The organism is Proteiniclasticum ruminis DSM 24773 (assembly GCF_000701905.1).
Classification (GTDB): Bacteria; Bacillota; Clostridia; order Clostridiales; family Clostridiaceae; genus Proteiniclasticum; species Proteiniclasticum ruminis.
Genome location: NZ_JNKC01000022.1, coordinates 1 through 14,044, shown reverse-complemented (window position 1 = coordinate 14,044; position 14,044 = coordinate 1). Strand labels below are relative to the sequence as shown.

General features: G+C 42.3%; 12 protein-coding genes and 2 pseudogenes. 3 read left to right on the top strand and 11 right to left on the bottom strand.

Translation table 11 applies throughout. The features are described from left to right. From T487_RS0113190 to T487_RS0113175, 5 genes and pseudogenes are all read right to left on the bottom strand, one after another. Positions 1-333 (bottom strand): annotated as a pseudogene (locus T487_RS0113190) (RNA-guided endonuclease TnpB family protein); the annotation flags it as partial. Positions 334-359: 26 nt separating this feature from the next. Next, a pseudogene (locus T487_RS16305) lies at positions 360-443 on the bottom strand (IS200/IS605 family transposase); the annotation flags it as partial. Positions 444-473: 30 nt separating this feature from the next. Continuing rightward, positions 474-923: a PulJ/GspJ family protein gene (locus tag T487_RS0113185; RefSeq protein WP_031577597.1), complete on the bottom strand. Its 450-nt coding sequence runs from the start codon at positions 921-923 to the stop codon at positions 474-476. Next, positions 910-1,884 carry a type II secretion system F family protein gene (locus T487_RS0113180; RefSeq protein ID WP_031577596.1) on the bottom strand — a complete coding sequence of 325 codons (975 nt, stop codon included), beginning with the start codon at positions 1,882-1,884 and terminating at the stop codon, positions 910-912. Before T487_RS0113180 ends, T487_RS0113185 begins: the two co-directional genes overlap by 14 nt. Next, a complete protein-coding gene (locus T487_RS0113175) occupies positions 1,823-2,698 on the bottom strand; it encodes an ATPase, T2SS/T4P/T4SS family (protein ID WP_051651726.1) in 876 nt (291 codons plus the stop codon). The genes T487_RS0113180 and T487_RS0113175 overlap by 62 nt, the downstream gene beginning before the upstream one ends. A 182-nt stretch (positions 2,699-2,880) precedes the next feature. On the opposite strand from T487_RS0113175, the gene T487_RS0113170 reads away from it, so the two are divergent. Together T487_RS0113170 and T487_RS0113165 are read left to right on the top strand one after the other, a co-directional pair. Then, positions 2,881-4,554, top strand: coding sequence for an Rqc2 family fibronectin-binding protein (locus tag T487_RS0113170; RefSeq protein ID WP_031577594.1), 1,674 nt, complete (start codon positions 2,881-2,883; stop codon positions 4,552-4,554). Between the two features lie 16 nt (positions 4,555-4,570). Further along, entirely contained in the window at positions 4,571-5,605 is a 1,035-nt protein-coding gene (locus tag T487_RS0113165; RefSeq protein WP_031577593.1) for a PTS sugar transporter subunit IIC, read from the top strand. A 31-nt stretch (positions 5,606-5,636) separates the two neighbouring features. Here T487_RS0113165 and T487_RS0113160 read toward each other — a convergent pair whose 3' ends face one another. The 6 genes from T487_RS0113160 to T487_RS0113135 form a co-directional block, all read right to left on the bottom strand. Beyond that, positions 5,637-6,011, bottom strand: a complete 375-nt coding sequence (locus T487_RS0113160; protein WP_051651725.1) for an SdpI family protein — start codon at positions 6,009-6,011, stop codon at positions 5,637-5,639. Continuing rightward, on the bottom strand, positions 6,008-7,108 hold the full coding sequence (locus tag T487_RS0113155) for a M42 family metallopeptidase (protein WP_031577591.1): 1,101 nt from the start codon (positions 7,106-7,108) through the stop codon (positions 6,008-6,010). Before T487_RS0113155 ends, T487_RS0113160 begins: the two co-directional genes overlap by 4 nt. Positions 7,109-7,122: 14 nt before the next feature. Further along, positions 7,123-7,860, bottom strand: a complete 738-nt coding sequence (locus tag T487_RS0113150) for a DUF3784 domain-containing protein (protein WP_031577590.1) — start codon at positions 7,858-7,860, stop codon at positions 7,123-7,125. 256 nt (positions 7,861-8,116) lie between these two features. Further along, positions 8,117-8,470 carry a Spx/MgsR family RNA polymerase-binding regulatory protein gene (locus tag T487_RS0113145; protein ID WP_031577589.1) on the bottom strand — a complete coding sequence of 118 codons (354 nt, stop codon included), beginning with the start codon at positions 8,468-8,470 and terminating at the stop codon, positions 8,117-8,119. After that, positions 8,461-11,502 (bottom strand): AAA family ATPase, encoded by a 3,042-nt coding sequence (locus T487_RS0113140; protein ID WP_031577588.1) that lies wholly within the window; start codon positions 11,500-11,502, stop codon positions 8,461-8,463. Before T487_RS0113140 ends, T487_RS0113145 begins: the two co-directional genes overlap by 10 nt. Then, positions 11,499-12,650: an exonuclease SbcCD subunit D gene (locus tag T487_RS0113135; protein ID WP_031577587.1), complete on the bottom strand. Its 1,152-nt coding sequence runs from the start codon at positions 12,648-12,650 to the stop codon at positions 11,499-11,501. Before T487_RS0113135 ends, T487_RS0113140 begins: the two co-directional genes overlap by 4 nt. A gap of 526 nt (positions 12,651-13,176) precedes the next feature. Here T487_RS0113135 and T487_RS0113130 point away from each other — a divergent pair. Further along, on the top strand, positions 13,177-13,680 hold the full coding sequence (locus T487_RS0113130) for a GNAT family N-acetyltransferase (protein ID WP_031577586.1): 504 nt from the start codon (positions 13,177-13,179) through the stop codon (positions 13,678-13,680). Positions 13,681-14,044: the final 364 nt, after the last annotated feature.

Here is a 14,044-nt window from a genome sequence, read left to right as displayed (position 1 = left end):
ACCATTTTTCAATGTCCAATTTTGATTGTTCCATATGCAAACAGGCTTTTTCAGAACACTACGAATCTTTGTTTTTCTAAACTTTTTGTAGACTGATTTTGCATCTTGTATTGCTTGATTTTTCAATGCACTGGGCAGTGTAGCCAAAACCGTGCCGCTTGTATGCTTAATACGCTCGTCTGCTTCAATACATTCAGAGACAATGGTGTTTATCAAACGAATATACTCGACTGTTGCTGTTTTTAGATGCTCTCGTTGCTCTGATGTTGGAAGCAACTTGGCTTTTACAGTTATTTGCACAGTTTCACCCCCTCGTTTTTTGTTCTTCGACATACCGCCTTATCGTTTCGCTCAATACGTTTCCTGCGGTATCTAGGGCAGAATACAAAATGATACTTGATTAGCGATACAGTTGTTTGAGCTCTTCTATATATTTGGCTCATTTTTGGTCTTTCTTTTGCACTGTTGATTTCCTAAGGATTTCTGACATCTAGAGTCATGGTGCCAAGATGAATCATCAGAGACTGCTGCTGTTTACCATCTTCATAAAACGACACCTTTCCGCTGATTGCTGAAATACCGTAATACTTGAAGGTGAAGCTTGTATTGGCGATGGCATCCGGATAAGAGTACCCAGAAAAAAACACTTCAATTCCAGGCGCCATATAGGTTCTCTTCTCGATCCGCTGCAAATGGTCAATATGAAGCAGATACCCTTTTCTCGCCCCCAGCTTTCTGGATTTCATCGTTTCTGCAGCAGTTCTCAGTTCTTCATTCAGTGCTCCCATATAAATCACTGCAGATTCTTCCCTGCTTCCAGAAACGCCTTTCGGTACTTGGGCGCCTCCAATGAGTAAAATAGACGAAAAAAGTCCCAAAGCAATGAGCATTTCAAAAAGTGTACTGCCTCTACAGCTTCTCATACGCATCCATCATGGGCATCATTACAGCCATAGACAATAGAAAGAGCAGCGCTCCAAGAATAAATATGGACAACGGTTCCAATAAAGCGGTTCTTCTTCTCAAGTATTCTTCAAAGAATGTTTTTCTTACTAGTAGGTAGGACTGAAGCGATTCTTCCAAGTTTCCGGTTTCTTCTGAAATCTGAACATATCTCACCAGCAGTTTCGAATACTCTCCTTGCTGCAAACTTTCAGTAAGAGACTTACCCTCTTGGATACCTTCTCTAAGCTTTACGCAGGAACTCCTGCCTTCTTCAAGAAGATGCAGTGCTTCCATGAGATCTACACCTCCCTTAAGAAGCAGATACAACTCATTGATGAATGTCATTTCTTCATGTTCCACCCACTTTTTCCCAAACACAAGATAACGGAACACTTTTTTTCTCTGAAGCACTTTCACCGAAGCATAAATAAGAATAAACAGCGCAGTACTCAGCACTGGCATAGGAATACTTAATTGAAACTTATAGAGGCTGGAAAGAAGCATATTATCAACCTCCAGTGTACTCAGCATTTCCTTTAGAGGCGGCAGAATATAATAGAGTGCACCAATGAAAAATACAACTGTTGCAGCAAGAAGCAGTGCCGGATAGATGAGAATTCCAATAATTTTTTCTCTAAACAGCCGTTCTTCTTTCAGGGATTGTGATATCCGTTCAAAGGCGCCTGCCAAGTCTCCTGTTTCTTCCGCCAATCTAATGAGATGAATTTCTCTGATTTTAAACAGATTCATTGTCGCCATGGCATCCGAAAGAGACCATCCCACGAGAAGCTGATCTGAGAGTGCTGCTTCTTGTGGATTTTCAGACAATTTCAGAATCTCGGTCAGACTGATTCCATTTCTTAAATAATGACTTTTTTCATAGAAGAACAGTTCCTTGTTGAAGTATGGTTTCTTCAGGATTTGTCTCCAGTTTTCCATAGGCTTTTTTCCCTCCTTTCTCAAATACGAGTTTCTGATAAAACACGGTGGATAGAAGCATGGTGAGCTCCTCCTTCTGGAGCCCAAACTCCTTCAGCTTCTCATAAGCGCTTTTATAACTGAATGCATGAATGGTGGAAATCACCGGGTGCCCTGTGAGCGCTGCTCGAAGAGCCATCCTCGCCGTCTCTTCATTTCTGATCTCACCGATGGCAATATAGTCCGGATCCTGCCTGAGTGCAGCAAAAACTGCCCGTTCATAGGTAAACCCAGAAAGTGCGTTGATCTGGCACTGAACAAGATCCTCCACATAATTCTCTACAGGATCTTCGATGGTCAGCACCTTGTACTTTTGATTAGTAAGTTCCCTCAAAAGTCCATAAAAAGTAGTGGTTTTACCCATACCCGTCTCCCCCGCAATCAGGTGAACCCCCCTGATGCTCTCTATGCGCTTCAGAAGTCTCTCACAAAGAGGAATCGGCAAACCTGTAGCAAACAGGCTTCTGAAACTTCTGTCAAATTTACGGATGACCAGGGATTCACCATAGACAGACTTTAAAAAGCTGACACGGAAGCTTTGATCTTGATATTCAAAAACTCCATCCTGAGGGAGTCTTTTTTCTGAGATATTAAGACGACCCAGAACCTTGATTTTCTGTACAAGAAGTGTATACATCTCAACAGTGTATCTATGGATTTCTTCAATGCCACCTTCCTCCCGGAAACACAATAGAACATGATCCTTTTTAGGAAGAAAATGAATATCACTGATCTGTCCGTCTTTGCTTCGATCTAGAATCTCCTCCAGATTCATTAAACCACCTCCAAGTAGCCATACTTCTTCTCACAGGACTATATTATAAGCACCGATACAGAAATTATTCATGTTTGGTGTCTGCCTGAAAATAAGCTATAATATAGGTTGATCGCAAACACTCTGCCTTAGGTAAGGCAAAAGGAGGAAACACGGAAGCTCACTTCCGTGAGAATGGTACTATGGCTTTAGACGGTTTATATTTCTCAGCAATTGTAAAGGAACTGCAAGTTGCTCTTCAGGATGCGAAAGTAAATAAAATATCTCAGCCTGAACAGGACACAGTTATTCTTCAGATGCGGGGGAAAGAAGGCACAAAAAAACTCCTTCTAACTTCCAACAGCTCTTATGCAAGAATACACTTTACAGATATTCAAAGGGAAAATCCGATGCAAGCCCCGCTTTTTCTCATGGTTCTGAGAAAACATCTCGTGGGCTCAAAGCTCACAAAAGTGGAACAAGTGGATGGTGACAGACTGATTAACCTTCATTTTCTAGGTTATGATGAGTTTGGCGAAGACCAGGCCTTCACGTTGTCCATTGAAATGATGGGAAAACACTCCAATATTCTCCTTATAAGAGACCAGGAAGGAACCATTGTGGACTGCATTAAGCATGTTTCTTCAATGAAAAACTCCTATCGAACTCTTTTGCCCGGAAAAAAATATGTGGCGCCGCCTTCCTCTGGAAAACTGAATCCCTCAAACTATACAATAGAGGAACTTCAGGAGAAGTTATCCCTTATATCATTTGGCGAAAACTTCTTCAGCACTGTATTTGCAGGAGTGTCCAAGAAGACCTCCCATGATCTTTATAAGCTCTATCAGGAAGATGAGCCTCTCACTTTTATTATGGAAATCTTAGAGAGGATCCTCTCTAGTGACCGGTTCTATATCCTGAAATCGGAAAAAGGTTTTGAAGATGTAACCAGCTATCCCTTTAAGGAAACATATCTGGAATACAGCTCTCCATCCCTGGCATTGGAAACCTTCGTCCAAGAGAAAGACACTAAAGACCGGATGCGGTCAAAAACATCCGATCTTCAGAAAATCCTTGTGAATAATCTGGCCCGAGTCCGAAAAAAAATAGAAGTGCTCGATAAATCCATGGAAGATTCCCTGGATAAAGAGGACTTCAAAATTAGAGGCGAGATTCTTTCAGCCAATGTATACGCATTGAAAGATGGGATGAATGAAGCTGTTCTGGATAATTACTATACCGGAGAGAAGATCAGCATCAAACTGAATGCTTCGAAAACCATCAGCCAGAACATTGAGCAGTATTACAACAAATACAACAAGAAGAAACGAGCGGAAGTTATGGCAAAGGGTCAGAAGATACTGGCTCTGGAGGAAGAGGATTACCTGATGTCTATTCTTTTATCTCTGGAAAATCTGGAGACAGAAGACGAGATTCAGGACATCCGAAAAGAATTGATGGCTGCAGGATATCTCAGATTTAAAAAGAGCACATCCAAGAAAGAAAAGCAGTCCAAACCTCTTCACTTCAAATCCAGTGAAGGGATTGACATCTTTGTGGGTAAAAACAACGCACAAAATGACTACCTCACCATAAAATTCGCAAATCGGCATGATACATGGTTACACACCAAAAATATTCCTGGTTCCCATGTCATCATACGGAGTGATCATTTTAATGAAGAAACATTGTTGGAGGCAGCAAATCTAGCAGCTTATTACAGCAAAGCCTCCAAATCCACCAAGGTTCCCGTAGATTACACCCTGGTGAAAAACATCAAAAAACCATCTGGCGCAAAACCAGGGATGGTCATATACGCAACAAACAAAACCTTGTATGTGGATCCGGAGGCACCAAGAATTCTGAGACAAGAATAATTTTGAGGTGTTTAATTTGAAACAAAAAGGAAAAGAAAAAAGCAAACTCTCAGCCTATGCCATAAAAGTGTTGAACGGCATGGCCCAGGGACTCTTCGCATCCTTGCTCATCGGACTGATCATCAAACAGATCGGTACATTAACTGGTTTGGATATACTGGTGACTTTTGGAAGTGCCGCTCAGGTTCTTATGGGACCCGCCATCGGTGCAGCCGTAGCCTTTAGCGTAGGCGCTCCGCCTCTTGGCATATTTGCCTCAGTTGCCGTAGGCGCCATAGGCGCAGGCACCTTCACCCTGGTGGATGGCCAAACCGTGGCACGGATCGGTGAACCTGTTGGAGCCCTGGTTGCTTCACTCGTGGCAGCTGAACTCACAAAGCTTCTAAAAGGCAAAACAAAAGTTGATATCGTCATCCTGCCTCTGGCGGCAATTGTCGTCGGTGGTCTTACGGGCGCTTATATCGCTCCTTTCATTACCGCCTTTATGACCCTTGTAGGTGACTTCATCAATAAAGCCACGGAACTTCAGCCTGTCCCCATGGGCATCATCGTCTCCACAGTCATGGGAGTCGTACTTACTCTCCCCATCAGCTCTGCTGCGCTCTCCGTTTCACTCGGCCTATCAGGCATCGCTGCAGGGGCATCAACTGTCGGATGCGCAACGCAAATGGTAGGATTCGCAGTAGCTTCTTTCCGGGAAAACGGATTCGGCGGACTTCTTTCCCAAGGACTAGGAACATCCATGCTTCAGATTCCCAATATCATCAAAAACCCAAGAATCTGGATTCCACCCACATTGGCTTCTGCCATATTAGGCCCTATCGCCAGTGCTGTGTTCAAGATGGAAGGCTCCAAATTAGGTGCAGGAATGGGAACTTCAGGCCTCGTTGGTCAGTTTGATGCGGTAAGTGTCATGGGTTCAACCCCTAGAACACTATTTTTGATTCTGCTTATGCATATCATCCTGCCTGCTCTACTGACCTTACTTATATCTGAGATTATGAGAAAAAAAGGATACATCAAACCTGGAGATATGAAACTGAATGTATGATAAAAAGCTGGCCATTGGCCAGCTTTTTTAATTAACTTCCTTCTTTTCTAGATCCATCCCTATTGAAATTTCTGCTTATTTTCCACTCTGTCAGTGGAATCACGAGTAAAAGAAGCATCAGCTGTATATAAACAAGATATAGCGAAAAACGTTCAAGGGACCCATAGCGGTCAAAAAGTACAATCAGTAGAATTGAAACTGCTGCGCCTGCTGCACCAGATTTCAACCATATCTGACCTGCTGTCTTATGAGCAAACATCCAGACTTCTTGATTTTTTGTTGATCTTGGCGTTCGATACCCATATATAAAGTTAATGTCTTTTGGTGGATGCTTGATGAAAATCCATCCAAAAAACAGCATCGTGCCCATAAGGAGACCTGTTATTCCAAGGCTGAATGCCATCATGACTTTTCTCTCTTTAGAAAGTCAGATTTATGAAGCTCTCTTACCTTCTCCGGTTGTAATGACTTGATGACTTCCACCGCTAAGTTTACTGCTGCATCTATGTCTTCCTCTGCCGCATAGGCATAATGAGTGTGCACATATCTTGAAGGTATACCCAGCACCAGAACTGGAACAGCCTTTTCTGAGAGATGAATCTTTCCTGCATTGGTTCCTCCCCCTCTTCTAACTGCGCTCTGGAATGGAATGTCTTTCTCTTCTGCCTTCTTCATAGCGAGGTTGATGAACCCCCGATGACTGATATAGCTCTGGTCCAAATGCCTGATCTGTACACCCTTTTTCAGAACTCCCTGTGCTTCAAAAGTGTCATAATACATATCATCTGCAGGGGATCCTTCAAAAACAAAGGCCAAATCCGGTTTCACTATTTGAGATGTGACTTGGGCTCCCCGGGTCCCTATCTCTTCCTGAGATGCCAAAGCACCTACCACGTCCACCGGCAGATCCAGTCCTTCCAATCTGCGCAGAGTTTCAAGAACCGCATAGCATCCAATCCGGTTATCAAAAGCTTTCCCCAGTAGAATCCCTGTTTTTTCCTCTCGATGGAACTGTACATCAGGCACCACAGGATCCCCTGTGGAAATCCCGAAAAGCTCTGTCACTTCTTCACGGCTGGTGCACCCCACATCAATACGCAGCCCCTCAAGAGTCAGTTCTGATGAGGCTTTTTCCTTCGCAGACATAAAATGAGGCGGTTTGGACACGACAATTCCCTTGATGTATTCTCCGCGACTGTTCTTGATAATCATACTGTGGGCAGGCAAATTATTAGGTACCCATCCTCCTAACGGGACAATGGAAATGAGTCCTTTTGAATCTACAAATTGAACCATAAATCCTACTTCATCCAGATGGGCATCCAGCATCAGCACCGGTTTGTTTCCGTCATGAGCTGATCTTCTGATATATACGTTGTTCATCGCATCAACATCAACCTGGAAATGGGAGAGTTCTTCACGAACAGCTTCTATCACATCCTCCTCAAATCCTCCCGGACCGAACGCATTGGATAACTTTTCAAGCACATCAACATTTTTCATCTTCATCCCGCCTCTTACTCTATTTTACTCTTTAGAAACTCATAAAAATCTGATGTTTTACTCTTGTCTTGAAGATTCATCACAAATCTTCTTTTAGAGGTTTCAATATAGATATAGGGTGGTTTGGACTTGTCCAGAAACAGCTTGACAGCGCCATACTCTCTTGTATTGAAATGCCCCCTCAGTTTTGGACCTACCGCAGAACCATTGGTTCTCATCGTGATCGCAGGCAAATGCTCCAGCAGCTCCACTGTCACTATATCTTCATACTGAACCTCTTCTCCATACATGCCCTTGATTTCAAAGGAATCTTCAAATTGAACCACAGTGGTGGGTCTTGTGGAAAAAAACATCACAAACGCTACAAAAATCAGACTAAGACCTGTAATGATTCCTGCAACCAACAGCTGTTTCTTGCCATCCTTCTTCAGTTTCCCCTCTTCATCGAACATATTTCCATCATATTTCTGCAGTTTCACAATCAGCACCACCGTAGAAATGACAAAAAAACCAATGACAGGAAGCATCAGATTTTTCACATCCAATGCCGTGAGGATACCACCGATATATGCAATGAAACCATTGAGATAACTGTAAAAACCAATATATTGGGCAATCGCTTCAATATTTACATTCTTCTTTTTCTCTTTTGAGTATGTATTGTACCCTGATATCAAGAAATAAGCCTTGCCCTTATGAACAAGAAGCCCCATGACGATGATGATGGTGCCAAGCAAAAAATAGACCCACATTTCAATTCCTCCCAGTACTCCTGATTTTTTTATAATTAACTCCATTGTAACACTTTATCTCCACAAGTAGAAAAGTGTACTCTACACAGATTTTACTGCTTCAAATACACTTTAACAAAATGAGGCAAGAATTCCCCTTGGGAAATTTCACCACTTTATCACTTATACGTAAAAACTTGGTTTTCCGGAAAATGAAATCAAAAACTCTGCTCATTTTCCTTTGAGCCAGATTCTGTCTAGTTCAAGAGAAGCACCACTACTTCAGTAGCTTTTCAACCCACTCCTTCTCATCAAACCCGATAAGTACGACCTCTTCATAGCGTAGTACCGGCCTCTTTACGAGCATCGGATGCTGTGAAAGAAGCTTTAGGATTTCTTCATCAGAATAGGTTTTTACTTTTTCCTTCATCTCCAGCTCCCGGTAGACAAGTCCACTGGTATTGAGCAGCTTTTTTATAGGGAGACCGCTCTTTCTGTATATCTCGTGAAGTTCTTCGATGCTCAGTGGCTTTATAATAATCTCCCGATACTCGTAGTCCAGATTATTTGCCATGAGAAATTTTTTAGCTTTCATACAAGTTCCGCATTTTGCATAACATACTAATTCCATTTGGTGCCTCCAGTTATTTTAATTGCACTTCCATTTCCTGGTGTGGTTTTCACCTCAATCTTGCCAGGAATCCTGTCTTTCAGTTCTGTAACATGGGAGATGATCCCAACAATTCTTCCGCTTACATTCAGTTCCATCAGACAGCTTAACGCATTTTCCAGAGAGTCTTGGTCCAACGATCCAAAGCCTTCATCAATAAAGATGGTCTCTAGGTTCACAGATCCTTTATGACTTTCGATGAAATCCGAAAGTCCAAGTGCTAGAGATAAGGATGCCTTGAAACTTTCTCCGCCAGAAAGGGACTGCACATCTCTTTCTCTTCCAGTATATTCATCAAACACATTCAGACCAAGGCCAATTTTCTCCCGTCTGCTTTCTGTCTCATTTCGTCTTTTCAGCTGGTATCTTCCTTCGGACATCTTTCTAAGACGTGCATTTGCTCGAAGCAGAATCCCTTCGAAATAGTAGCTTTGAACAAAGGTCTCAAAATTCATTCCTAAATATGCCGTATCATAAAGATCCTGATAAAGCGCCAGCACCTTTTTGTTCTCCAGATAGTCATCATACAGTCTTCCCAGACGTTCATGGGCTCTGGTCAATCCATGAAGTAGAATGGACTTCGCCTCCACCTGCTCCTGAAGAGCCTTCTGTTCCATCAGAAGGTTCTGAAGACTCTGCTGTATTGGTTCAAGGCTCTTGAACTGAAGAGTTTCACCCCGATCCTTCAACGCATCAAATACTCCTTTGGATTTATTGTAAGCCTGAAAGAATTCCTGAATCTCCAGTTCCATGATGTCCATCTGAGATACCTGCTCCCGATAAGCAGAATAGACTTCAACGGAGAGCTCCTCTTGCTGAAGCCTCTCCAGAAGGTGCTGTTTCAGCTCTACATATTTGACTCTATTCTGTTCAAGAGTTTCCCGAAGCGTGCTCTCCTTGCCTTTGAGATTCTCTTCATACTGTCTTGATTTATCATACGAATCCTTTGCTTTTAGGACAATATCAAGAAGCATCTGAACTCTCTTTTCAATCTCTTCTGCCTTGCTTGTGAGTCCCATGGGTTCCTTAGGTACACCACTTTCCAAGAGGCCCCTTTGCTCACCGGAAAGCTCCAGCAGAGCACTTCTGGTTTTTTCATAAAGCTCTGTGACCTTCTCTTTTTCCTGAAGATCCTTCTGAAGAGACTTTATGAGGTCCTTCAGAAGGATGTCCTTTGAAGAAAAACCCTTTACTTTATTCAGGCATTCTGCCAGTCTTTTCTCTCCCAGCATAAATTTCTGCTTCTCTTCCTGTCCGATTTTAAAGGTCGATACAGCATTCTCCGCTTCAATCTTCACTTCTTGACGCAGTTCATCCACTTCTTCATGAACGTCTCTAATATTTGCATTTTGATTCTTGATGCTGGCTTGGAGTTCCGAAAGTCTTCTCTCCACCATTTTTTTCTCTTCTTCTGCTTTTAAGAACCTGTCTTCATCAAACCCCTGTGTTTCCTTGATGCCAAGAGGATGGTCCAAGGAACCGCAGACTGGACAAGGTACATCCTTTTGTAACTCCTGCCGGAGAATCAGTGCATAATGGCCACTTTTCTTTCTGCTTTCCTCCGCAAGTTTTGATTCTTTCTGCTGCAGCTCTCTTTCAGCCAAAAGCATCTCCCTTTCGGTCTGAATGAGGTTATTTTGAAGCAGTTCCAGCTTCTCCATCTTCTTAAAAAGGTTCCCCAGTTCCTTCAGATAATTCTGTTGTTCTTTTTGGCTGCTCTTCAATTTTTCAGCTTCCAGATTTGATTCAGATAATCCTTTTCTAACTTGCTCTTCCTCTTCCAGAACCTGTCTCAGCTGTTGTTCTTTTTTACTGTAGTAATCCATCTGCTCCTTAAGCTTTTTCAGCTCAGTATCAAAGATGGTAATTTTCTGAGAAACCTCTTTCAGCCTTCTGGATTTATCCACAAGATCTAGAAGTCTGGTACGGCTTTCTTTCAAGCTGTCTACTTCTTCTGCATTTCTGCTGGCATCTATGAGATTTCTCTCCTGACGAGTAAGTAGTTCTCCAACTTTTTTCAGTTCCAGAAGAAGCTTCTGATTTTCTGTTTCCTTCTCCTGAATCTCTTTACCCAGATCCTCCATTTGAATTTCAATGTGGGTGATACCTGATATTTTCCGAAGCAGCCTCAGCTCCTGCTCTTTTTTATCATAAATTCTCTTTCTGGAGCGAAGCTCCTCGTACTGCTTCTTTGCAGCCTGGTAATGCTGAAGATCCTCGTTCTCTTTTTGGCCTAAGAGAAGCTCCTGTTCTGTCTGCTTCACTTCCTGATCTTTACTGCTCTTCTGGATTTTCAGAGTATTCAGTTCAGTCTGTTCTTTTTCCAACGCCTCATTCAAGACATCTTTGCCCAGCTCGATATCTCTGTTTTCAACTTGAGCCTCTCGTAAAATCTCAGAAAACCTCGTCACCAGGTCTTTTTCAACGCTTCTTTTCTCATCAAACCGCTCTTTGATAAGAAGCTGGATCTTTTCATACTGCTCAGTGGCAAAGAGCTTTTTAAGTATTTCTGACTTGTCTTTGGTTCCGGCTGTAAGAAACTCCCGAAATTCTCCCTGAGGGATCATCACAATTTTCTTGAATTGATCCAGATTTAGTCCGATGATGTTCTCAATCTCCTGATTGACTTCTTTGATTTTCACCAAGGCTTCCACATCATCATCTATCTTCGTGAAATAGGCCTTATTAAGACCTCTGGCATTCTCTATTCTCTTCACGAAATATTGTCTTCCTCGCACCTCAAAAAGAAGTGATACTTCCATTTCATCCTTCTCATCAGCAAGCTGGCTTCTGAAGCACTTGGCTTTGGTTCTTTCTTCTCCACTGCCTTCTCCATATAATGCAAAACAGACCGCATCAAATATGGAAGTTTTCCCGGCCCCTGTCGGACCAGTGATAAGAAAAATCTTGTCCTCATAAAGGAGCTTGAAATTCACCGTGGTCTCCTCTTTAAAACCAAGGAAATTCTTCATTTTCAGTTCCAATGGCTTCATTCCTTCTCACCTCTTTCCATCGAAATAAGGATCTCCTTAAAGAGTACTGCTGCGCTCTCATCCATCTCCCGCTCATTCTTCAGCTTATAGAAATCCCGGAACAACGCTGTCACATCATTTTGCTGAATCATAGAAAATTCAGCCTGCTCATTAAAAAGATTCTCTTCGTCTCTCTTTTTTCTCAGCTCCAGTATATTGGGATATTTAGTTCGAAGACGCATCATTGGATCAAGAATCTCTTCCTGATCTTTCAGAAATACTCTGATGTAATCTTCAGGATTCCCCTCATACTGGAGGTTCATAAATTCTGTGAAGTGTCCTTCCAGAGTCACAACATCTCTTTTGGTGTAGATCGGGATCTCAGATACCTCTACGGTACCTTCTGCAGAAAGCGTAATCAGACTCACACTTTTGTTGTGATTTTCTTCAGAAAAAGAATATTTCATCGGAGAACCCGAATAACGGATCCTTCCTTTCTCAACCCATTGCGCTTTGTGCAGATGTCCAAGTGCAACATAGTGAAACCCCTCAAAAACACTGGATTTAATATAGTCATGTCCACCTACAGACAGCAGCCGTTCGGAGTCAGACTCTTCCATTTCTTCTTTCGCACTTCCGGCCACAAATCCATGATAGACAAGGACCTTTCTGTTTGAGTTCACCTTTCTGCTTTCTTTGAAGATTCTCTCATAGACCATGGAGTCATCCTTAAAGCTTTCCAGTTCATATATACTTTTCAGAATGGAGGTGTCACGGTATGGAAAAAGATAAAACTCTACTGGACCAAACTCATCTTTCAGTGTAATACATCGTAAAGGTCTTCTAACCGTATTTTCTACAATAAGTCCCTTATCTTCCAGCAGGCTGCTTAAGAAGCCAACCCGCTCATGGGAGTCATGATTCCCAGTAATCACCAGGTTTTTCTTCCCAAGCCTGACGAGTTCTGTAAGAAAATAATCATTCAGCTTCACCGCATCTTCCCGGGGGATCGACCTGTCGTACAGATCCCCGGCAATGAGAACAACATCAGGGTTTTGCTCCTTAATAATCCTTAGAATATCCTGAAGCATTTCTCGCTGGTCCTCAAGAAGAGATACTCCATTGAAATAGCGGCCAATATGTAAATCCGCTACGTGAAGTATTTTCATAAAATACAACTCCTTCCATAGTTACAGAACTCTCCTGCTTCCAAATTCATCTTTGAAATAAAGATGTTTTTTTACTAGCCAGGTTCTATTAGAAATATCTTAACATAATTTCTGCATTCTAGTGAACTACTCCCCGCTTAAATGAGTGGCGTCATTTTAGTGGACGCATTTTGGTCATTCCATACCATGCTGCTTAAAAATAAGCATGCTGATGAAAGCTGACAAAGATGCGTCCGAGATGGACTTTTGCCAGCTTATGATTCTATCAGCCTATTTTTAACCCTTAACGGTTCAATGCTTATGACTAGGTTTTCATCTGTTCAACGAGAGGAAACCCTATGGAGATTGTCTATTCGCCGATTAGCCGCACAATGGCCAGTTTTTGCTGGTTCTTACAGCAATTGTTAGAGCCTTTGACTTTACGGAAAAAATCTCACATATTTTAGTTGAAATACGACGCTGAATTGTCTGATAAGTCTGTTCATTCGTCTGTTTTGGTGTAAAATGATTTTAGGAGGTGTCATTCATGCCAAAACGAATTCGTATGAGTCTACGACTTTCAAAGACAGATTTTGATTTCCCGCATGAGGTTATATCCGCAGAGCGACAGTATCTTGAGGAGATTGCTTCCTGCGCTTTGGATGCTTACAAAGGCACCATTGATTACGAAGGAGAAAACCTGGAACAAACCATCGAAGAAGTACAACGCGTTTATGAAGGATTCTATGGACCTTTTATGACAGAAGCCTCGTTTATATACCGGGAGCATGAAATGGTCTATGCAGGACTCCTTACCTGTCTGTATCGAGGAGAACCTACGATCACCTACACCTTCACACGAAAGTCCAGACAGAGGCTTGGCTATGCGACACAGCTGATTGGGCTAGCTTGTCAGAGACTCTATGAGCTTGGTTATCACTCTTTGTTTTTGTATGTCACCTTAGAAAATCGCGACGCTTTAAGGCTTTATGAATCACTTGGCTTCCAAGAAGTTCCGATAACCACTCTTTCCGAGATCAATATCGATTGAAACCTTACAGGAATTGCGCCAGAAAGCCCATACTGAGCTTGCCTGGCTTCAGCCGTGGGATGAATGGCGCTTGCGTGGCAAAACATATTGCAGTTTGAATCTCATACCGATACAATGTGTTTATGAGCTAAACATATAGAAGAACTCAAATAACTGTATCGCTAATCAATTATCATTTTGTATTCTGCCCTAGATACCGCAGGAAACGTATCGAGCGAAACCATAAGGCGGTATGTCGAAGAACAAAAAACGAGGGGGTGAAACTGTGCAAATAACTGTAAAAGCCAAGATGCTTCCAACATCAGAGCAACGAGAGTATCTAAAAACAGCAACAGTCGAATATATTCGTTTGATAAACACCATT

What these genes read in the sequence shown, in the direction of transcription:
- T487_RS0113185 (WP_031577597.1), bottom strand. Translation starts at nt 923, where the DNA reads ATGAGAAGCTGTAGAGGCAGTACACTTTTTGAAATGCTCATTGCTTTG.
- T487_RS0113180 (WP_031577596.1), bottom strand. Translation starts at nt 1,884, where the DNA reads ATGGAAAACTGGAGACAAATCCTGAAGAAACCATACTTCAACAAGGAA.
- T487_RS0113175 (WP_051651726.1), bottom strand. Translation starts at nt 2,698, where the DNA reads ATGAATCTGGAGGAGATTCTAGATCGAAGCAAAGACGGACAGATCAGT.
- T487_RS0113170 (WP_031577594.1), top strand. Translation starts at nt 2,881, where the DNA reads ATGGCTTTAGACGGTTTATATTTCTCAGCAATTGTAAAGGAACTGCAA.
- T487_RS0113160 (WP_051651725.1), bottom strand. Translation starts at nt 6,011, where the DNA reads ATGATGGCATTCAGCCTTGGAATAACAGGTCTCCTTATGGGCACGATG.
- T487_RS0113155 (WP_031577591.1), bottom strand. Translation starts at nt 7,108, where the DNA reads ATGAAAAATGTTGATGTGCTTGAAAAGTTATCCAATGCGTTCGGTCCG.
- T487_RS0113150 (WP_031577590.1), bottom strand. Translation starts at nt 7,860, where the DNA reads ATGTGGGTCTATTTTTTGCTTGGCACCATCATCATCGTCATGGGGCTT.
- T487_RS0113145 (WP_031577589.1), bottom strand. Translation starts at nt 8,470, where the DNA reads ATGGAATTAGTATGTTATGCAAAATGCGGAACTTGTATGAAAGCTAAA.
- T487_RS0113140 (WP_031577588.1), bottom strand. Translation starts at nt 11,502, where the DNA reads ATGAAGCCATTGGAACTGAAAATGAAGAATTTCCTTGGTTTTAAAGAG.
- T487_RS0113135 (WP_031577587.1), bottom strand. Translation starts at nt 12,650, where the DNA reads ATGAAAATACTTCACGTAGCGGATTTACATATTGGCCGCTATTTCAAT.
- T487_RS0113130 (WP_031577586.1), top strand. Translation starts at nt 13,177, where the DNA reads ATGCCAAAACGAATTCGTATGAGTCTACGACTTTCAAAGACAGATTTT.